The sequence below is a fragment of the Agromyces aurantiacus genome, assembly GCF_016907355.1.
In the GTDB taxonomy this organism is placed as follows: Bacteria; Actinomycetota; Actinomycetes; order Actinomycetales; family Microbacteriaceae; genus Agromyces; species Agromyces aurantiacus.
The window spans coordinates 1,945,116-1,961,237 of the sequence record NZ_JAFBBW010000001.1 but is presented as its reverse complement, the minus strand read 5'-3'; the positions used below and the strand labels follow the sequence as shown (position 1 = coordinate 1,961,237).

At 72.9% G+C, this 16,122-nt stretch carries 14 protein-coding genes; 4 read left to right on the top strand and 10 right to left on the bottom strand.

The features are described 5' to 3' along the window. Window positions 1-66: 66 nt before the first annotated feature. Window positions 67-2,190, bottom strand: coding sequence for a DEAD/DEAH box helicase (locus JOD46_RS09245; RefSeq protein WP_204393605.1), 2,124 nt, complete (start codon window positions 2,188-2,190; stop codon window positions 67-69). 269 nt (window positions 2,191-2,459) lie between these two features. Here JOD46_RS09245 and JOD46_RS09240 point away from each other — a divergent pair, with 269 nt between their 5' ends. Further along, entirely contained in the window at window positions 2,460-2,666 is a 207-nt protein-coding gene (locus tag JOD46_RS09240) for a hypothetical protein (protein WP_204393603.1), read from the top strand. Window positions 2,667-2,711: 45 nt separating this feature from the next. Here the strand turns inward: JOD46_RS09240 and JOD46_RS09235 are convergent, their stop codons facing one another. After that, window positions 2,712-4,619, bottom strand: a complete 1,908-nt coding sequence (locus JOD46_RS09235) for a DUF2207 family protein (RefSeq protein WP_204393601.1) — start codon at window positions 4,617-4,619, stop codon at window positions 2,712-2,714. A gap of 125 nt (window positions 4,620-4,744) precedes the next feature. On the opposite strand from JOD46_RS09235, the gene JOD46_RS09230 reads away from it, so the two are divergent. Both JOD46_RS09230 and JOD46_RS09225 read left to right on the top strand, forming a co-directional pair. Then, window positions 4,745-5,023 (top strand): metal-sensitive transcriptional regulator, encoded by a 279-nt coding sequence (locus tag JOD46_RS09230; protein WP_204393599.1) that lies wholly within the window; start codon window positions 4,745-4,747, stop codon window positions 5,021-5,023. A gap of 3 nt (window positions 5,024-5,026) precedes the next feature. Continuing rightward, a complete protein-coding gene (locus JOD46_RS09225; RefSeq protein ID WP_204393597.1) occupies window positions 5,027-5,578 on the top strand; it encodes an O-acetyl-ADP-ribose deacetylase in 552 nt (183 codons plus the stop codon). Between the two features lie 13 nt (window positions 5,579-5,591). Here JOD46_RS09225 and JOD46_RS09220 read toward each other — a convergent pair whose 3' ends face one another. The 7 genes from JOD46_RS09220 to JOD46_RS09190 form a co-directional block, all read right to left on the bottom strand. Next, window positions 5,592-6,449, bottom strand: coding sequence for a glycerophosphodiester phosphodiesterase (locus tag JOD46_RS09220; protein ID WP_204393595.1), 858 nt, complete (start codon window positions 6,447-6,449; stop codon window positions 5,592-5,594). A 156-nt stretch (window positions 6,450-6,605) separates the two neighbouring features. Continuing rightward, the gene (locus JOD46_RS09215) at window positions 6,606-8,099 is read right to left on the bottom strand and encodes an SDR family oxidoreductase (protein ID WP_204393593.1); all 1,494 of its coding nucleotides are present in this window, start codon (window positions 8,097-8,099) and stop codon (window positions 6,606-6,608) included. Window positions 8,100-8,178: 79 nt separating this feature from the next. Then, on the bottom strand, window positions 8,179-9,039 hold the full coding sequence (locus JOD46_RS09210) for an aldehyde dehydrogenase family protein (RefSeq protein WP_204393591.1): 861 nt from the start codon (window positions 9,037-9,039) through the stop codon (window positions 8,179-8,181). After that, window positions 9,036-10,595 (bottom strand): aldehyde dehydrogenase family protein, encoded by a 1,560-nt coding sequence (locus tag JOD46_RS09205; protein WP_204393589.1) that lies wholly within the window; start codon window positions 10,593-10,595, stop codon window positions 9,036-9,038. The genes JOD46_RS09210 and JOD46_RS09205 overlap by 4 nt, the downstream gene beginning before the upstream one ends. A gap of 17 nt (window positions 10,596-10,612) precedes the next feature. After that, window positions 10,613-11,620 (bottom strand): deoxyribose-phosphate aldolase, encoded by a 1,008-nt coding sequence (gene deoC, locus JOD46_RS09200; protein WP_204393587.1) that lies wholly within the window; start codon window positions 11,618-11,620, stop codon window positions 10,613-10,615. Between the two features lie 54 nt (window positions 11,621-11,674). Beyond that, window positions 11,675-12,619 (bottom strand): sugar-binding transcriptional regulator, encoded by a 945-nt coding sequence (locus tag JOD46_RS09195; protein WP_204393585.1) that lies wholly within the window; start codon window positions 12,617-12,619, stop codon window positions 11,675-11,677. 122 nt (window positions 12,620-12,741) lie between these two features. Further along, entirely contained in the window at window positions 12,742-13,338 is a 597-nt protein-coding gene (locus JOD46_RS09190; protein WP_204393583.1) for a TetR/AcrR family transcriptional regulator, read from the bottom strand. A gap of 82 nt (window positions 13,339-13,420) precedes the next feature. Here JOD46_RS09190 and JOD46_RS09185 point away from each other — a divergent pair, with 82 nt between their 5' ends. Continuing rightward, on the top strand, window positions 13,421-14,863 hold the full coding sequence (locus JOD46_RS09185; protein ID WP_204393581.1) for an MFS transporter: 1,443 nt from the start codon (window positions 13,421-13,423) through the stop codon (window positions 14,861-14,863). A gap of 25 nt (window positions 14,864-14,888) precedes the next feature. Here the strand turns inward: JOD46_RS09185 and JOD46_RS09180 are convergent, their stop codons facing one another. Beyond that, entirely contained in the window at window positions 14,889-16,106 is a 1,218-nt protein-coding gene (locus JOD46_RS09180; RefSeq protein ID WP_204396461.1) for an MFS transporter, read from the bottom strand. Window positions 16,107-16,122: the final 16 nt, after the last annotated feature.

Sequence of the window (16,122 nt, the reverse complement as noted above, 5' to 3'; positions counted from 1 at the left end):
CATCCGCTCGCGCCGGTGACGTGCCGGGGGCGAGCGGATGCCGCGGTGCGGCGTCGGGGCTCGGTATCAGAGTGCCCCGTCGAGCGCCTGCCGGAGCAGGTGCTGCAGTGCGTCGAGCTGCACGGAGTCGGCCGAGCCGGGCTCGATGTCGCTGCCGTCGAGGGCGCGCAGCGCGAGGCCCTGCTTCTGGTCGATGAGCTCGGCGATGCGGGCGTCGACGGTGTGCGCGGCGATGATCCGCCACGCGGTGACGGGCTCGTCCTGGCCGATGCGGTGCACGCGGTCGATGGCCTGCGTCTGCTCCGCCGCGGTCCAGCTGAGCTCGGCGAGCACGACGTTCGAGGCCGACTGCAGGTTCACGCCCACGCCGGCCGCGGTCAGCGAGCACACCGCGATCGACACGTCTGGGTCGGTGTTGAACGCGTCGATCGCCTGCTGGCGGACGATGGCGTTCTGGTCGCCGCGGATCGACACGGTGCGCAGCTCGCGCGCCGCGAACGCGGCCTCGGCCTGGTCCATCACGTCGATGTGCTTGGCGAAGAACACGACCTTGCCGGCCGAGCGGGCCAGCTGCGCCGCGTAGTCGGCGGCGAGGCCGGCCTTGGCCTGGCCGATGCGGCGCACCATCGTGAAGACGTTCTCTCCCGACTTCGCCGACTTCGACTCCTCGAGCTCGGACAGCGCGACGGCGCGGATGAACTGGTCGCGCTCGAGCTCGTCGAGGTCGCCCACGCGGAGCTTGCGCGACTCGACGAGTGCGCGGAAGCGGGTGGCCAGGCGCTGCCCGAGCTCGCGCTCGGCGGCGCGGATGGAGCGGCCGAGCTCGTCGTCGAGTTCGACGGGCAGGTCGGCGATGCGCTTGTCGGGAAGGTCGGCGGCCACGTCCTTCTTGCGACGCCGGACGATGCCGAGGTCGATGACGATCCGCCGGGCCTCGGCGTAGAAGCCCGGGTCGGCGGGCGTGAGCCCGGTCTCCTCGAGCTTGCCGAGCAGCTCGGGTGACGGGCGGTCGCCCACGATCCAGCCGAGGAACTGCCAGATGGCGCGGAAGTCGTCGACGTCGTTGATGAGCGGCGTGCCCGTCAGGGCGAGCAGCAGCGGGTCGCCGCCCGTCGCGTTCACGCGGATGCGGTCGGCGAGCGCGAGCACGTTCCGCGAGCGCTGCGACTGCAGGTTCTTGATGAAGTGCGCCTCGTCGACGACCATGCCCTTGAAGCCCAGGGTCGACAGCCACGCCATGTGCCGGTCGAGCACGTCGTAGTTGACCACGATGACGTCGGCGAACGCGTCGACGCTGTCGCCGTCGCCGTGGATGACGGTGGCGCGCCGGTGGGGCGTCCAGCGCTCGACCTCGCGCGCCCAGTTCATCTTGACGACGTTCGGCACGACCGCCAGCAGCGGGTAGGCGTCGGCGACGGAGGCCGCGAGCACCGACTGCGCCGTCTTGCCGAGGCCGGGCTCGTCGGCGAGCAGGAAGGTGCGGTGACCCTGCCGGGCGGACTCGATGAAGCGCGCCTGGTGGGGCATGAGCTCCAGCCCGCGCGGCGCGAGCCGGTCGACGCGCGGCGCCTCGGGCAGGTCCATGGATGCGGCCTGGCCGCCGGACCCCGCCTCGAACGACTTGAACAGCGGACCGAGGAGCTCCCAGTTGGCCAGTCGCCGCACGGGGACCACGGGCCGCGTACCGCGGCTGAAGTCGGGGGCGAGGAACGGGTTGGCCAGCTGCCGGGACTTCACGGATCGCGGGATCACCTGGTTCAGGGCGAGCTCGGGTGCCGGCGCGGGCTCGCGCACGATGATGAGCTCGTCCTCGCTGAGGTCGGCGCCGGACTCCAAGAGCCAGTCGCGGCGGAATCGCTGCGCGACGGTCGAGATCGAGGCATCCGGCTCGAGCAGCGTGATGAGGCTCGTGTCGCGCGCCGCGGTCTTCGCGAGGATCTGCGCGATGCCGTCGAGGCGCTTGAGCAGCTCGGCCCGGGCGGCGTCGCCGAGCTCGGCGTCGGCCTTGACCCGGGCGCGCTCCTCGCGCATGAGCAGCGCGATGACCTGGAACTTGGTGCGGTTGGTGGGACCCAGCTTGTTCTTCTGGGCCTTCTGCTCGACCTCGCGCACCTTGCGCGCGAGGATCGGGATGATGGGCGCGTCGTCGTCACGCGAGCGCGTGCGCTGCCGCTGCCTCGTCTGGGCCAATGGTCCTCCCCTGTCTGGGCCCGATGGGAACGCGGCCCCCGTGCCACCGATGCACGGTGGCCGGCACCGCCCCGGACGGGATCGGTCGTCGAGGCCGTCGTCGCGGTGCGCCGAATCCGGGAGCCGAGCATGGCGGGAGCGAGTTCCCCCTGCCGTCGGACCGAAGAACGGATTCGTCGGGCGCCTCCGGCATTCTACGCGCTGTAGCGGCCCGAGCGCGAATGGATTCGCCCCGGGCGCGCCCCGACCCTGCGCGCTAGGCTCCTTGCATGGACGAGTCGACGGGTGTCGGCGGCGAGATCGCCGACGATCACGAGTTCCAGGTGGCACAGGACGGCGAGCCGCCGGCAGCGGCCCCGGCCGCCGACGACGATGCGCGTCCGGTGGGCGACGAGCCGGACGACGAGGTGACCGGTATCGACGCCGAGCGGCGCGTCCCGCTGCCCGAGGAGCGCGGCAGGGCCGAGGAGGACTGACGCCGCTGCGGCGACGACCCCGCCGCAGCCCCGGGCGCCGCCGCCTCAGACGCCGCCGCCTCCGCCTCCGCCGCCGCCGCCGCCCGACGAGCCGCCGCCGCCCGAGCCGCCCGACGACGAGCTCGACGACGAGCCCGACCAGCTCGCGCTCGAGGCGCTCGTGAACGAGTTCACGCCCGACGAGAACGCGACCGCGTTGAATCCGCCGCGGCCCGAGTACCAGCCCGGCTGCTCGCCGCGCGCGGCGTAGAGGTTCGCGAGCTCGGCGCTCCACTCGCGCTCGTGGCCGAAGAGCACGGCGTAGGGCAGCAGCCGCTCGGTGACCCTGAGGACGAGCTCCGGATCGGGACCCGCCGCGGCGGTCGGCGCGGGAGCCGCACCGGGCAGCGGCACGCGCTCCGCGCCGCTCGGGCTCTGCAGCATCCTGATGCGGTCGGCCTCGGCGAGCCGGATGTACTCGCGCAGGCCCTCGAGGTGGTCGTGGAGCGTGCGTCCGCGTTCGGTGAGCGGTCGCGGGTCCGCGACGATCCCCACGGTCGCGAACGCGGCGGCGCCCGCGCCGAGGATCGGCAGCCACGGCCACGCGCCGCCCATGCGGTCGTCGAGCGCGATGAACCCGAACGCCACGGCGATCGCGGCCCCGGCGATCGCGCCGAGCGCGAGCAGCACGCGCGGCCCGCCGGCGGGCTTGCGCCGCAGCCCTTCCCTCGCCACGCGCGAGTGCACCTTGCGGCGCAGGTTCATGAGCTTGGTCCCGAGCGTCGTGTCGCGCGACCGCAGGTCGCGACGCGACCCGATGACCGGGACCGGACCGAAGAGCGCCCGCGCGATCGAGATCGCGTCGCGGTCGGGCGTGCCCGCGGCACCGGCGACCTCGACCGCGTATTTCTTCCGGCCCGTCTCGACGACCCGGAGCCGGCCGGCCACGGCCTCGGCGAGGATGGTCGCCGTGATGCCCTTCGAGGCCGCTCCGACGAGGTCGGCGGCCTCCATGAGCGAGACGTCCTCGGGCGGGTCGTACTCGGCGACGATGATGCCGCGGCCCGGGTGGTCGCGCCACCGCACCGCCCGCGTGACGCCGGCACCGACCGCGACGGCCAGCGCCGCGAGCGCACCGATCGCCGAGGTCATCGCCGCGGGCGACGAGGTGAACCGCTCGTCGCGCGGCTCGAACGTGCCGGGCACGAACCCGATGGCCAGGGTGAGGTTCTGGTAGGGCCCGAGGGCGCTCGCCCGGGCGACCGCCACCGGGTCGGTCGCGGGGTCGAACTCGAGCGCCTCGCAGGGCGTCGTCGATCCCTCGTACCCCTGGTAGCACGCCGCGTCGCCCGAGAGCGTGGCGGCGAGGTCGTCCTCGAGCCGCACCTCGCCGCTGACCCGGCCGAACGGCTGGGCCCAGCCCGTGCCGTTGACGTCCCAGTAGAACTCCTGCTGCGGCACGTCGTCGGGCTGGAAGGTGACGTTGCGCTGGTCGTAGGTGATGACGTAGGTCTGCTCGCCGTGCACGTAGTCGTCGGCGGCGATCGTGACGAGTTCGAACTCACCGTCCTCGCTGCGCTCGACCTCGTAGCCGCGCGGCGCGCCCGTGCCGTCGGTCACCGACGTGATGCGGATGTCGGTCGGGTGCCCGTCGTAGTCGCGCGGGATCGCCCGGCGGATGCCGCGGTTCTGGTCGTACTCGGGGAACACGGCGACGAGGGTCTCGGTGGTCGTCAGCTCGGACCGCCGCTCGGCGTCGCGGCCGAGCACGTACACCGCGTCGAAGCTCGCGAAGGTGAAGTCGTCGACGCCGGCCGGCACCGACTGCACGGCGGGCACGCCGGAGGCGACCTCGCGCGCGGATGACGCCGGGACGCCGGCCGCGAGCGCGACGGGGGCCCCCGTGAGGGCGAGCACGGCGGAGGCGGAGGCGGTCATCACGACCGCGCGCAGGACGCGGCGCAGGGCGGGCATGCGATCACGCTAGCGAACCCGGGCCGCCCGCGTCATCCGTGGCGACCCGGACCTGCCGACATGGCCGCGCCGACCTGCCGAGGATAGGGGGCGGGGTATCAGTCACTCGGGCGTATCCTGACTGGGTGATCGAGGACATCAAGAAGCGCGCCCTGCACCGCACGAAGATCATCGAGGGCCAGCTGCGCGGCATCGAGAAGATGATCGAGAACGAGGACTACTGCGTCGACATCATCACCCTGTCGCTCGCCGTGCAGAAGTCGCTCGCGTCGCTCAACAAGCTCCTCGTCGAGAACCACCTGCGCACGCACGTGTCGCACATGTACGAGCAGGGCGGCGAGCAGCGCGACGAGGCGGTGGCCGAGCTCGTGCGCATCTTCGAGCTGTCGAACAACCGGAGCTGACCGGTGCCCCGCATCGAGCTCGTGCGGGGCGACCTGACGCGCGAACGCGTCGACGCGATCGTGAACGCGGCGAACTCGTCGCTCCTCGGCGGCGGCGGCGTGGACGGTGCGATCCACCGTGCCGGGGGTCCCGAGATCCTCGCGGCGTGCCGTGCGCTGCGAGCGACGACGCTGCCCGACGGACTGCCCACCGGGCAGGCCGTGGCGACGACGGCGGGCCGGCTCGCCGCCCGATGGGTGATCCACACCGTCGGCCCCGTCTGGCCGGGCGACGGCCCGGAGCTGACACGCCGTCGTGCGCTGCTCGCCGACGCGTACCGGAATTCGCTCGCACTCGCGGCCTCGATCGGCGCGGCGTCCGTCGCGGCGCCGGCCGTGTCGGCGGGCGTCTACGGCTGGCCCGCCGACGACGCGGCCGAGGTCGCGCTCGGCACGTCGGCCGACGCGGCGGCCGCACCTGGGCTCGTGCGCTTCGTGCTCTTCTCGCCGGAGATGCACCGAACCTTCGCCGCGGCCTCCCGGCGCCTCGGCATCGACGCCGACGTGGTCGAGTGAGCGACGCCGCGGCTCACGTACCGGGCGCGGTCGTGGCGATCCACGCGTCGAGGTCGCTCGGCTGGTCGGTGATGATGCCGTCCACCCCGAGCGCGCTGACCTGCTCCCACGTGTCCTGCGTGTTCAGCGTGTAGCAGAGCACCGCCACGCCCGACGCGTGGGCCCGGTCGACCGCGTCGGGAGCGGCCGTGACGGAGGCCGCGGTCGTGCCGAATCCGATCACGCCGAGGTGCTCGGCGAGCGGCACCGGATCGGCGGGCAGCTCGCGGATGAGCATGATGCGCGGCATGGTGGGTGCGACGCGCTGCGCCGACTGCAGCGTTTCGACGCTGAAGCTCTGCAGCACCACGCGGCCGCGCAGCCCGTGGCGCTCCACGAGGTCGACCACGCGCCGCACCTCGTCGGGCGACCAGGCGGCCTTGAGCTCGACGAGCGCGCGCGCCCCGTCGCGCTCGGCGAGCGCGGCCAGGAACTCGTCGAGGGTCGGCACCCGCTCCCCCGCCCAGTCCTCGGAGAACCAGGAGCCGACGTCGAGCCGGCGCACGTCGGCTAGGTCGAGGTCCTCGATGCGTCCCTCCCGACCGGCGACACGATCGAGCCCGGTGTCGTGGAACAGCACGGGCACGCCGTCGCGCGTGAGGCGCACGTCGGTCTCGACGTACGCGAGCTCGTCCATCGCGAGCTCGAGCGCGGGCATGGTGTTCTCGGGCGCGAGGGAGCGATCGCCGCGGTGGCCGATGATCGCGGCGGCCTCCCCCGGCTTCCGGAGCGCGCCGAACACGTCGATCGCGTACACGTCGGCCGGAGTCGAGACCGTCCAGAGCAGCGACGCGACGGCCGCGATGCCCGCGCCGGCCAGCGCGATGCGCACGGGGGGACGGGGAGGCCGGGTGAATCGGGCGAGTCGGGAACGCTGGCGGACGAGGGGTGCTCGGCTGGGCGCGGTCGCTGGGTCGGCCGCGTCGGGGGCATGGCGCACGGGTGGGGACCTTCCTCGGCCCGGGCACCGTCGCGCGGACCGTGCAGGTCACTCTAGCAACGTCGTTACCGTTTCGTTACCTTTTTTCGCGGATGCCTCGGCCTCCGCGGTGATGCGATTGGCCATGCCCGCGAACACGACGCCGTGGAACGGGAACACCGCCCACCAGTACAGGCGCCCGGCCAGGCCCTTGGGGAAGAACACGGCCCGCTGCCGGTACGTCGAGCCCGTGCCGTCCGGCTCGGCCGACATCTCCAGCCACGCGCGACCCGGCACCCGCATCTCGGCCCGCAGCCGCAGGAAGCGGGGCCGCTCGATCGCCTCGACGCGCCAGAAGTCCACCGCGTCGCCCGGATGCAGCGTGTCGGGGTCGCGGCGACCGCGGCGGAGCCCGACCCCGCCGAACAGCTTGTCGATCCATCCGCGGACGGCCCAGGCCAGCGGGAACGAGTACCAGCCGTTCTCACCGCCGACGCCCTCGATCACCGCCCACAGTCTCTCGACGGGAGCGGAGGAGCCGCGCTCGCGCCGGTCGACGTACACGGTGTGGCCCGACCAGTCCGGGTCGCTCGGCAGCGGATCGCTCGGCGCTCCCGCGACCTCGGCGTTGCGCCAGCTGGTCTCGACCTCGCCGAGCCGCTCCTTCTCGAGCGCGAGGCGCACCGAGCGCCGGTAGCCCACGAGCCCCTCGGCCGGCGGCGGGATCACCGCGTCGATGTCGTGGTCGTGCACGACGCAGTCGAACTGGAGCGACTCGATGATCGGGACCGCGAGCCGCCGCGGGATCGGCGTCACGAGGTTCACCCACTGCCCCGCGAGTCGCGGGGTGAGCACGGGCAGCGCCGCGATCGGCCGCTGCCGGAGCCCGGCCTCGACGGCGTAGCCGTTCATGAGCTGGCCGTAGCGCAGCACGTCGGGGCCGCCGATGTCGAAGGCGCGGTTCACCTCGGGCGCGACCTCGGCCGCGGCGATGAGGTAGTGCAGCACGTCGCGCACCGCGATGGGCTGGATGAAGTTCATGACCCACCGCGGCGCCGGCATGTACGGGAGCACCTCGGTGAGGTGCCGGATCATCTCGAAGGAGGTCGAGCCGGAGCCGATGATCACGCCCGCCTGGAGCACGATCGTGGGCACGCCGGAGGCGAGCAGGATCTCTCCGACGCGCACCCGCGACCGGAGGTGGCGCGAGAGCGTGCCGCCCTCGGGGTGGAGCCCGCCGAGGTAGACGATCCGGTGCACGCCGTTCGACTTCGCCGCGGAGGCCACGTTGCGCGCGATGCGCTCCTCGACGTCCTCGAACGAGCCGCGCCCGCCCATGGAGTGCACGAGGTAGTAGACCACGTCGATCTCGCTGGTCGCGCGGTCGACGGCGGCCGCGTCCGTCAGGTCGCCCTCGACGACCTCGACGTCGGCCGCCCACGGCACGTCGCGCAACCGCTCCGGACGCCGGACGATGACGCGCACGTCGTGTCCGGCGTCGATGAGGCGGGGAACGAGCCGGCCGCCGATGTAGCCCGTCGCGCCGGTCACCAGGATGCGCATGGCCCGACCCTAGCCCGCGAGGTGCGGGACGGGGCCGGGCCGTCGCTGTGAATCCCCCGAGCGCGGGCCGGGGACGAGCTCAGCGCAGGCTCTTGGTGTGCCAGACCGTCTTGGTCTCGGTGAACGCGGCGATGCGATCGGGCGTCGGCGCCGCGGCATCGGAGCCCGTCTCGGGCCGCAGCACGCGCTTGAGCGTGTCGGCGGCCGCGATCTCGAGGTCGATCCAGTCGAGGTCGCCCGCGCCGACGAGGTCGAGCGCGTTGACGTCGGCGTGGGCGGCGAGCCACGGCGCGATCTCGGCCGGCGAGCCGGTCAGCACGTTGACGACGCCCTTCGGGACGTCGCTCGTCGCGAGGACCTCGGCGAGGCTGATCGCCGAGAGCGGGAACCGCTCGCTCGCGACCACGACGACCGCGTTGCCCGCGACGAGCGCGGGCGCGACCGCCGAGACGAGGCCGAGGAGCGAGGAGTCCTGCGGCGCGACGATCGCGACGACGCCCGTGGGCTCGGGCACCGAGATGTTGAAGTAGGGGCCCGCGACGGCGTTGGCGTTGCCCGCGACCTGCGCGAACTTGTCGGTCCACCCCGCGTACCAGACCCAGCGGTCGATGGCCTCGTCGACCTGCGCGGTCGCCTGCGCGCGGCTCACACCCTCGGCATCCTCGATCTCGGCGACGAACTGGGCACGACGACCCTCGAGCAGCTCGGCGATGCGGTAGAGCACCTGTCCGCGGTTGTAGGCCGTCGCGCCCGCCCACGAGGCGACGGCGCCGCGCGCGGCGACGACCGCGTCGCGGGCATCCTTGCGGGAGGCCTTCGCGGCGTTGGCGAGGAACGCGCCGTCGGCCGTGCGCACCTCGTAGGTGCGCCCCGACTCGCTGCGCGGGAACGCGCCGCCGATGAACAGCTTGTACGTCTTCGGCACGGCGAGGCGGCTCACTTCGCGGCTCCCTTCTTCGCGGGCTTGGCGGTTCGACGGGTTCGGCGCGACGGCGTCTCCTCGAGGGAGGCCGCGGCCGACGCCTCGACCGCGGGGGCGGTGCGCCGGCCAGGCGTCACCGACGCGGGCGCGAGGTAGGCCCCGAGTCCGTGGCGGCCGCCCTCTCGGCCGTAACCCGACTCCTTGTAGCCGCCGAACGGGCTGGCCGGGTCGAACCGGTTGAACGTGTTCGCCCACACCACGCCCGCGCGCAGCTGGTCGGCGACCGCGAGGATCCGGCTCCCCTTGTCGGTCCAGATGCCGGCCGACAGGCCGTACGGCGTGTTGTTCGCCTTGGCGATCGCCTCCTGCGGCGTGCGGAACGTGAGCACCGAGAGCACCGGGCCGAAGATCTCCTCGCGCGCCACGCGGTGCGAGGTCTGCACGTTGGTGAAGATCGTCGGGGCGTACCAGAAGCCGTTCTCGGGGATCTCGCACGGCGCGCTCCAGCGCTCGGCGCCCTCGTCGACGCCCGCCTCCGCGAGCTCGTTGATGCGCTCGAGCTGCTCGGCCGAGTTGATCGCGCCGATGTCGGTGTTCTTGTCGAGCGGGTCGCCGAGGCGCAGGGTCGACAGCCGGCTCTTCAGCCGCTCGACGACCTCGTCGTGGATCGACTCCTGCACGAGCAGGCGCGAGCCCGCGCAGCACACGTGACCCTGGTTGAAGAAGATCCCGTTGACGATGCCCTCGATGGCCTGGTCGATCGGCGCGTCGTCGAAGACGATGTTCGCGGCCTTGCCGCCGAGCTCGAGCGTGACCTTCTTGCGGGTGCCGGCGACCTGCTTGGCGATCGCGCGCCCGACCGCGGTCGATCCGGTGAAGGCCACCTTGTCGACGCCCTCGTGCGCGACGAGCGCCGCACCGGTGTCGCCCGCGCCCGTGATGATGTTCACGACGCCGGGCGGGAGGTCGGCCTGTTGCACGATCTCGGCGAAGATGAGCGCCGTGAGCGGCGTGGTCTCGGCCGGCTTCAGCACCACGGTGTTGCCCGCCGCGAGCGCGGGCGCGATCTTCCAGGCGAGCATGAGCAGCGGGAAGTTCCACGGGATGACCTGCGCGGCCACGCCGAGGGCACGGGGATTCGCGCCGAGTCCGGCGTAGTCGAGCTTGTCGGCCCAGCCGGCGTAGTAGAAGAACCACGCGGCCACGAGCGGCACGTCGACGTCGCGCGACTCCTTGATCGGCTTGCCGTTGTCGAGCGACTCGGCCACGGCGAGCTCGCGGGCGCGCTCCTGGATGAGCCGCGCGATGCGGAAGAGGTACTTGCCGCGGTCGCGGCCCGACATCCGGGACCAGACGCGGTCGTAGGCGCGCCGGGCGGCGGCGACGGCGTCGTCGACGTCGGCGGCGTTCGCCGCGGCGATCGTCGCGATCCGCTCCTCCGTCGCGGGCGAGGAGGTCTGGAAGGCGGTGCCGCGGCCGTCGACGAACGCGCCGTCGATGAACAGGCCGTAGCTGTCGCGCAGCGACAGGATGGCCCGTGACTCGGGCGCGGGTGCGTACTCGAGGAAGCTCATGGTTCGGTGCTCTCGTCTCAGTCGATCGTCACGTAGTCGGGGCCGGAGTAGTGGCCGGTCGCCAGCTTCTGGCGCTGCAGGAGCACGTCGTTGAGCAGGCTCGACGCCCCGAAGCGGAACAGGTGCGGCACGAGCCACTCCTCGCCGACGGTCTCGGCGACGGTGACGAGGTACTTGATCGCGTCCTTCGACGCGCGGATGCCGCCCGCGGGCTTCACGCCGATGCGCTGGCCGGTCATGCGGTGCCAGTCGCGCACGACCTCGAGCATCAGCAGCGTGACCGGCAGGGTCGCGGCCGGCTGCACCTTGCCCGTGGAGGTCTTGATGAAGTCGCCGCCCGCGAGGATCGAGAGCCACGACGCGCGGCGGACGTTGTCGTAGGTGACCAGCTCGCCGGTCTCGAGGATCACCTTGAGCGACGCGCTCGTGCCATCGGGGCGCCGGCACGCCTCCTTCACGGCGGCGATCTGGTCGAAGACGAGGCCGTAGCGTCCGGCGAGGAACGCGCCCCGGTCGATGACCATGTCGATCTCGTCGGCGCCGTTCGCAACCGCCTCGGCGGTGTCGGCGAGCTTGATCTCGAGCGACGAGCGGCCCGAGGGGAACGCGGTCGCGACGGCGGCGACCGAGATGCGGCCGTCGTCGGGGTCGCCGTGCATCGCGCCCAGCGCGTCGATCGCGTACGGCACCATGTCGCCGTAGACGCAGACGGCCGCGACGCGCGGCGTCGAGGCATCCGTCGGATCGGGGTTCATGGCCTTGGCCACGAGCGAGCGGACCTTGCCGGGGGTGTCGGCACCCTCGAGGGTCGTGAGGTCGATGAGCGAGATGATGCGGTCGAGCGCCCACTGCTTGGACGTGGTCTTGATGGAGCGCGTGCCGAGCGCGGCGGCGCGCTGTTCGAGGCCGACGGCGTCGACGCCCGCGATGCCGTGGAGGTATCGCCGGAGCGTGGCGTCGTCGGGCTCGCCGCCCAGCACGGCGAGCGTGCGCTCGCGCGCGGTGACGAGGGAGGTGCCTGACATGGGTGGTGACCTGGCTTTCGTGTCGCGACGGTCGGCGCGGGCGGACCCGTGCCGTCAGCCGTCGAGGAGGTGGAGTGCGGTGGCTTCGTCGGTGACCAGGACCGAGCAGAGGCCCGAGCGCACGACGGCGTCGGCCACGGCGTGCTTGGCGCGGCCGGAGATCACGGCGATCCGAAGCGACCCGGCCCGCAGGTCGTCGAGCGTGAGCCCGACGGTGCGCGCGTCGAGCGCGGGGTCGACGATGTTGCCGTCGGAGTCGATGTACCGGCCGACCACGTCGCCGACGGCGCCCTTCTGCACCAGCAGGTCGACATCGGCGTCGGTGAGGTAGCCGCTCTCGATGTGCACCGAGGTGTGGTCGGCCGGGCCGGCACTGAAAAGGTAGGCGTCGGCCGAGCGGGCCATGTCGATGACGCCCGCGACCACGCGGTCGGACTCGATCGCCTGCTTGGTCGCGAGGTGCTCGAGGATGGCGGGGCTCGGCAGCAGCGTCGCGCTGCCGCCGCCCTTCTGCGCGATCGCGACGGCGGTGGCCGCCGCGGTGCCGGGACGGCGGTTGAGGCTCACGCCGCCGTTGATCTGCACGACGTTCACGCCCGTGGCCCAGCCGTTGCGCAGGTGCTGGGAGATCTCGAACAGGGTGCGACCCCAGCTGACGCCGAGCGTGCGCGGCACCGGGCGCAGTGCGGTGAGGTAGTCGGCCGCGGCCTGCGCGGTGCGCGCCTGGAGCTCGTCGGCACCGGTCACCCCCGCTGAGGAGACCACGATGGCGTCGTCGAGCCCGCGCTCCTCGCGCAGGCGTCGTTCGATGGGCAGTCGGCGCGCGCGCGGGTGCAGGATCTCGATGCGGATGAAGCCGCGCTGCTTGGCCTGCGCGAGGAGCCTCCCGACCTTCCACCGGGTGAGCCGGAGGGCCTGGCCGATCTCGTCCTGCGTCTTGTTCTCTTCGTAGTAGAGCTCTGCGGCGCGGATCGAGAGGAGCTCGTCGGTCTCGTCCATTCGCCTCCTTCCGCCGCATCCAGCGTAGGCAGGCGATGCGCGCACGGCAACATGCGCGGGAGGTTCTGCTCAGATGAGCAGGTCGTGGCGGATGGCACGCGCCGCCATGCGGCGCTCCGAGCTCAGGCCGAGGCGCGCTCGAGCGCGTCGAGCACGTCGGCGCTCGTCGTGCAGTCGAGCAGCTGCGCGGCATCCGGATCGCCCTTGGCGGCGAGCCCGAGGCCCGACGCGAGGAGGGTGTTGATGAGCATGCCGTCGGCGAGGAAGCGGTGCACCTGCTCGGGCGAGAACCGCGCCTCGTCGCGCAGCATCCGGAAGACCTGGAGGAACCCCCGGCGAGCGACGGGGCCGATGACCGGATCGGACCCCATCAGGAACCCGTGCATGAGCGTGAGCAGCACGCCGCGGTCCTCGACGAGCCGCACGTAGGCGGCCCCGAGCAGGCGCTCGACCTCGACGTCGCCCTCGGGCACCGCCTCGGGCAGGGCGCCGCGGAACGTCGCGAGCAGGCGCCCGAGCGTGTGCCGGAGGGTCTCGACGAACAGCTGCTCCTTCGTGCCGAACAGCCGCACGACGTAGGGCTGGCTGATGCCCGCGGCACGCGCGACCCGGTCGGTCGTCGCCGCGACGTAGCCGTACTCGCCGAAGACCGCGGTCGCGGCATCGAGGATCTGCTCGCGCCGCTCATCGGCGGGGATGCGCGTCGTGCGTGGGGTCATGGTTGACATGTTATCAGTCGATTACTACTCTGCCGTTGTAATCATTCGATTACTTCAAACCGATCGTCGAACGGACCCCTCCATGTCATCCATCCGCCGGGCCCCCGTGTGGCTCGTCCTCATCGCGGCGTCGCTGCCCATGTTCATGGCGACGCTCGACAACCTCGTCATCACCAACGCGCTGCCCGTGATGGCCGTCGACCTCGGCGCGAGCATCGAGGAGCTCCAGTGGTTCCTCAACGCGTTCACGCTCGCCTTCGCGACGTTCATGCTGCCCGCGGCGGCCCTCGGCGACCGGGTCGGCCGCCGCACGGTGTTCCTCGCGGGCATCGCGGTGTTCGGCGCCGCGAGCGCGCTCACGGCCCTCAGCACCGAGCCGTGGATGGTGATCGGCGCGCGCGCCCTGCAGGGCTTCGGCGCCGCAGCGATCATGCCGCTCTCGCTGACCCTCCTCGCCGGAGCGGTGCCGCCCCGGCTCCGCCCCGCCGCGATCGGCATCTGGGGCGGCGTCTCCGGCCTCGGGGTCGCACTCGGACCGCTCGTCGGCGGCGCCATCATCGAGGGCTGGAACTGGCAGTCCATCTTCTGGATCAACATCCCGATCGCCGTGGCCGCGATCGTGCTCGTCCGCGCCGTCCTGCCGAACACGCTCGGCGAGCGCAAGCCGCTCGACCTGCCGGGCGTCGCCCTCGCGGGCCTCGGCGTGCTCGGCATCGTCTACGGCATCGTCCGCGGCAACGACGCGGGCTGGGCGAGCGCCGAGGTGCTCGGCTCGCTCGGCCTCGGCGCCGTGCTGCTCCTCGCCTTCATCGCGTGGGAGTCTCGGACGGCGGCGCCGCTGCTGCCGCTCGCCCTCTTCCGCGAGCGCGGGTTCAGCGTCGCGAACGCCGTCGGCCTGACCTTCAGCTTCGGCGTGTTCGGGGCGATCTTCCTGCTCGTGCAGTTCTTCCAGGTCGTCCAGGGCAGCTCGCCGCTCGAGGCCGGGTTGATGACCAGCCCCTGGACCATCGCCCCCATGGTCGTCGCACCGATCGCCGGCGCGCTCGCACCGCGCGTCGGCACGCGCGCCCTCATGATCGCCGGGCTGGCCGCCCAGTCGGCCGCGCTCTTCTGGATCGCGGGCCTGCTCGCCGAGGACGTCGCCTACGCCTCGATGGTCCCGCCGTTCCTGCTCGCGGGCATCGGCATGGGCCTGGTGTTCGCGCCGATGGCCACCGCGGTCCTCGCGAACGTGCCGGAGCACCACCACGCCACGGCGTCGGGCACGAACTCCACGCTCCGCGAGGTGGGCGGCGCGCTCGGCATCGCCGTGATCACCGCGGTGTTCACGGGGGCCGGCGGCGAGCTCACGCCCACGGGGTACGTCGACGCGGCGGTCCCCGCCGTCGCCACGGGTGCGGCCGTGCTGGCGCTCGCGTTCCTCCTCGCGTTCCTCCTGCCGGCCGGCCGCGGCACCTCGACCGAGCCCGCACGCCGCGAAGAGGAGGTGCGTCAGCCCGTCGCCGAGGTGCCCGTGGGCGTCTGAGACACGACCCCGGCGGTCGCGGGGCTCATCCCGCTCGCTCGTCCTCGAAGAACCGGGGCCGCGCGACGACGAGCCCCGCGACCGCCGCGGGCACGGCCGAGGCGAGCAGCAGCAGGAGCGGCACGGTCCACCCGCCGGTCCACTCGTGCAGGAGGCCCACCGCGAGCGGGCCCAGCGCGACGACGAGGTACCCCGCCGACTGGACGAACCCGCTGAGGGCCACCGCGCCGGCGTGGGTCCGCGAGCGCAGGTTGATCAGCACGAGCGAGAGCGGGAAGAACAGCGGTCCGATGCCCGCGAACGCGACCCAGAGCCAGGTCGCGACCGCCGGGGCGACGATCAGCCCGGCATATCCGGCGATCAGCGATCCCGCTCCGACCGCCACGAGCGTGCGCACCCTCCCCCGGCGCTCGGCGATCACGGGCACGGCCAGCGCGGCGGGCAGGCCCATGAGGGCGTACAGCGCGAGCAGCGCGCCCCCCTGCCCCGGCGTCGTGCCGGCCGTGTCGGCGAGGATCGAGGGCAGCCACGCGAAGATCGCGTAGGCGTTGAACCCCGACACCAGGAACACGACCGCGAGCGCCCACGCCAGCGGCGAGCGGAACGCGTAGCGCAGGAGCCCGGGCTCGACCTCCTCGGGCAGCTCCGCCGGGATCTCCCGGCGCGGATGGACGATCAACGCGATCCATGGCACGAGCGCCGTGGCCGCCACGATGGCCCACATGCCGAGCGACACGCGCCACCCCGCGCCATCCGCCACCGGCACCGCCACGAGCGGCGGCAGGAACGTGCTCACCGACATCGCGGTGACGTAGACCGTCGTGAGCAGCCCGATGCGATCCGGGAAGTAGCGCTTGACCAGCGGCGGCAGCAGCACGTTGCCCACGCCGATGGCCGAGAACGTCAACGCGCTCGCGGCGAGCAGCCACCCCGCCGACGGCGCGAGGCCGCGCCCCGCCAGCCCGACCGCCAGCGCGGCGAGCGCGACGATGAGCGCCGGCTCGAGCCCGATCCGGCGCGCGAGCACCGGCGTGGCGATGCCGAACACGGCGTAGCAGAGCGGCGGCAGCATGCCGAGGAGCCCCACGAGCGCGGTCGAGAGCGGGATGTCGGCCTCGAGCTGGTGCAGGACCGGCGAGAGCGACGCGACGGCCGTGCGGAGGTTGAACGCGACGAGGACGATGCCGACGAGCGCGAGGCCGCGTCCGGCCCAGAGCGGGCGCGCCGGTCCGATCCTCACCAGCCGAGTCTAGGCTGGT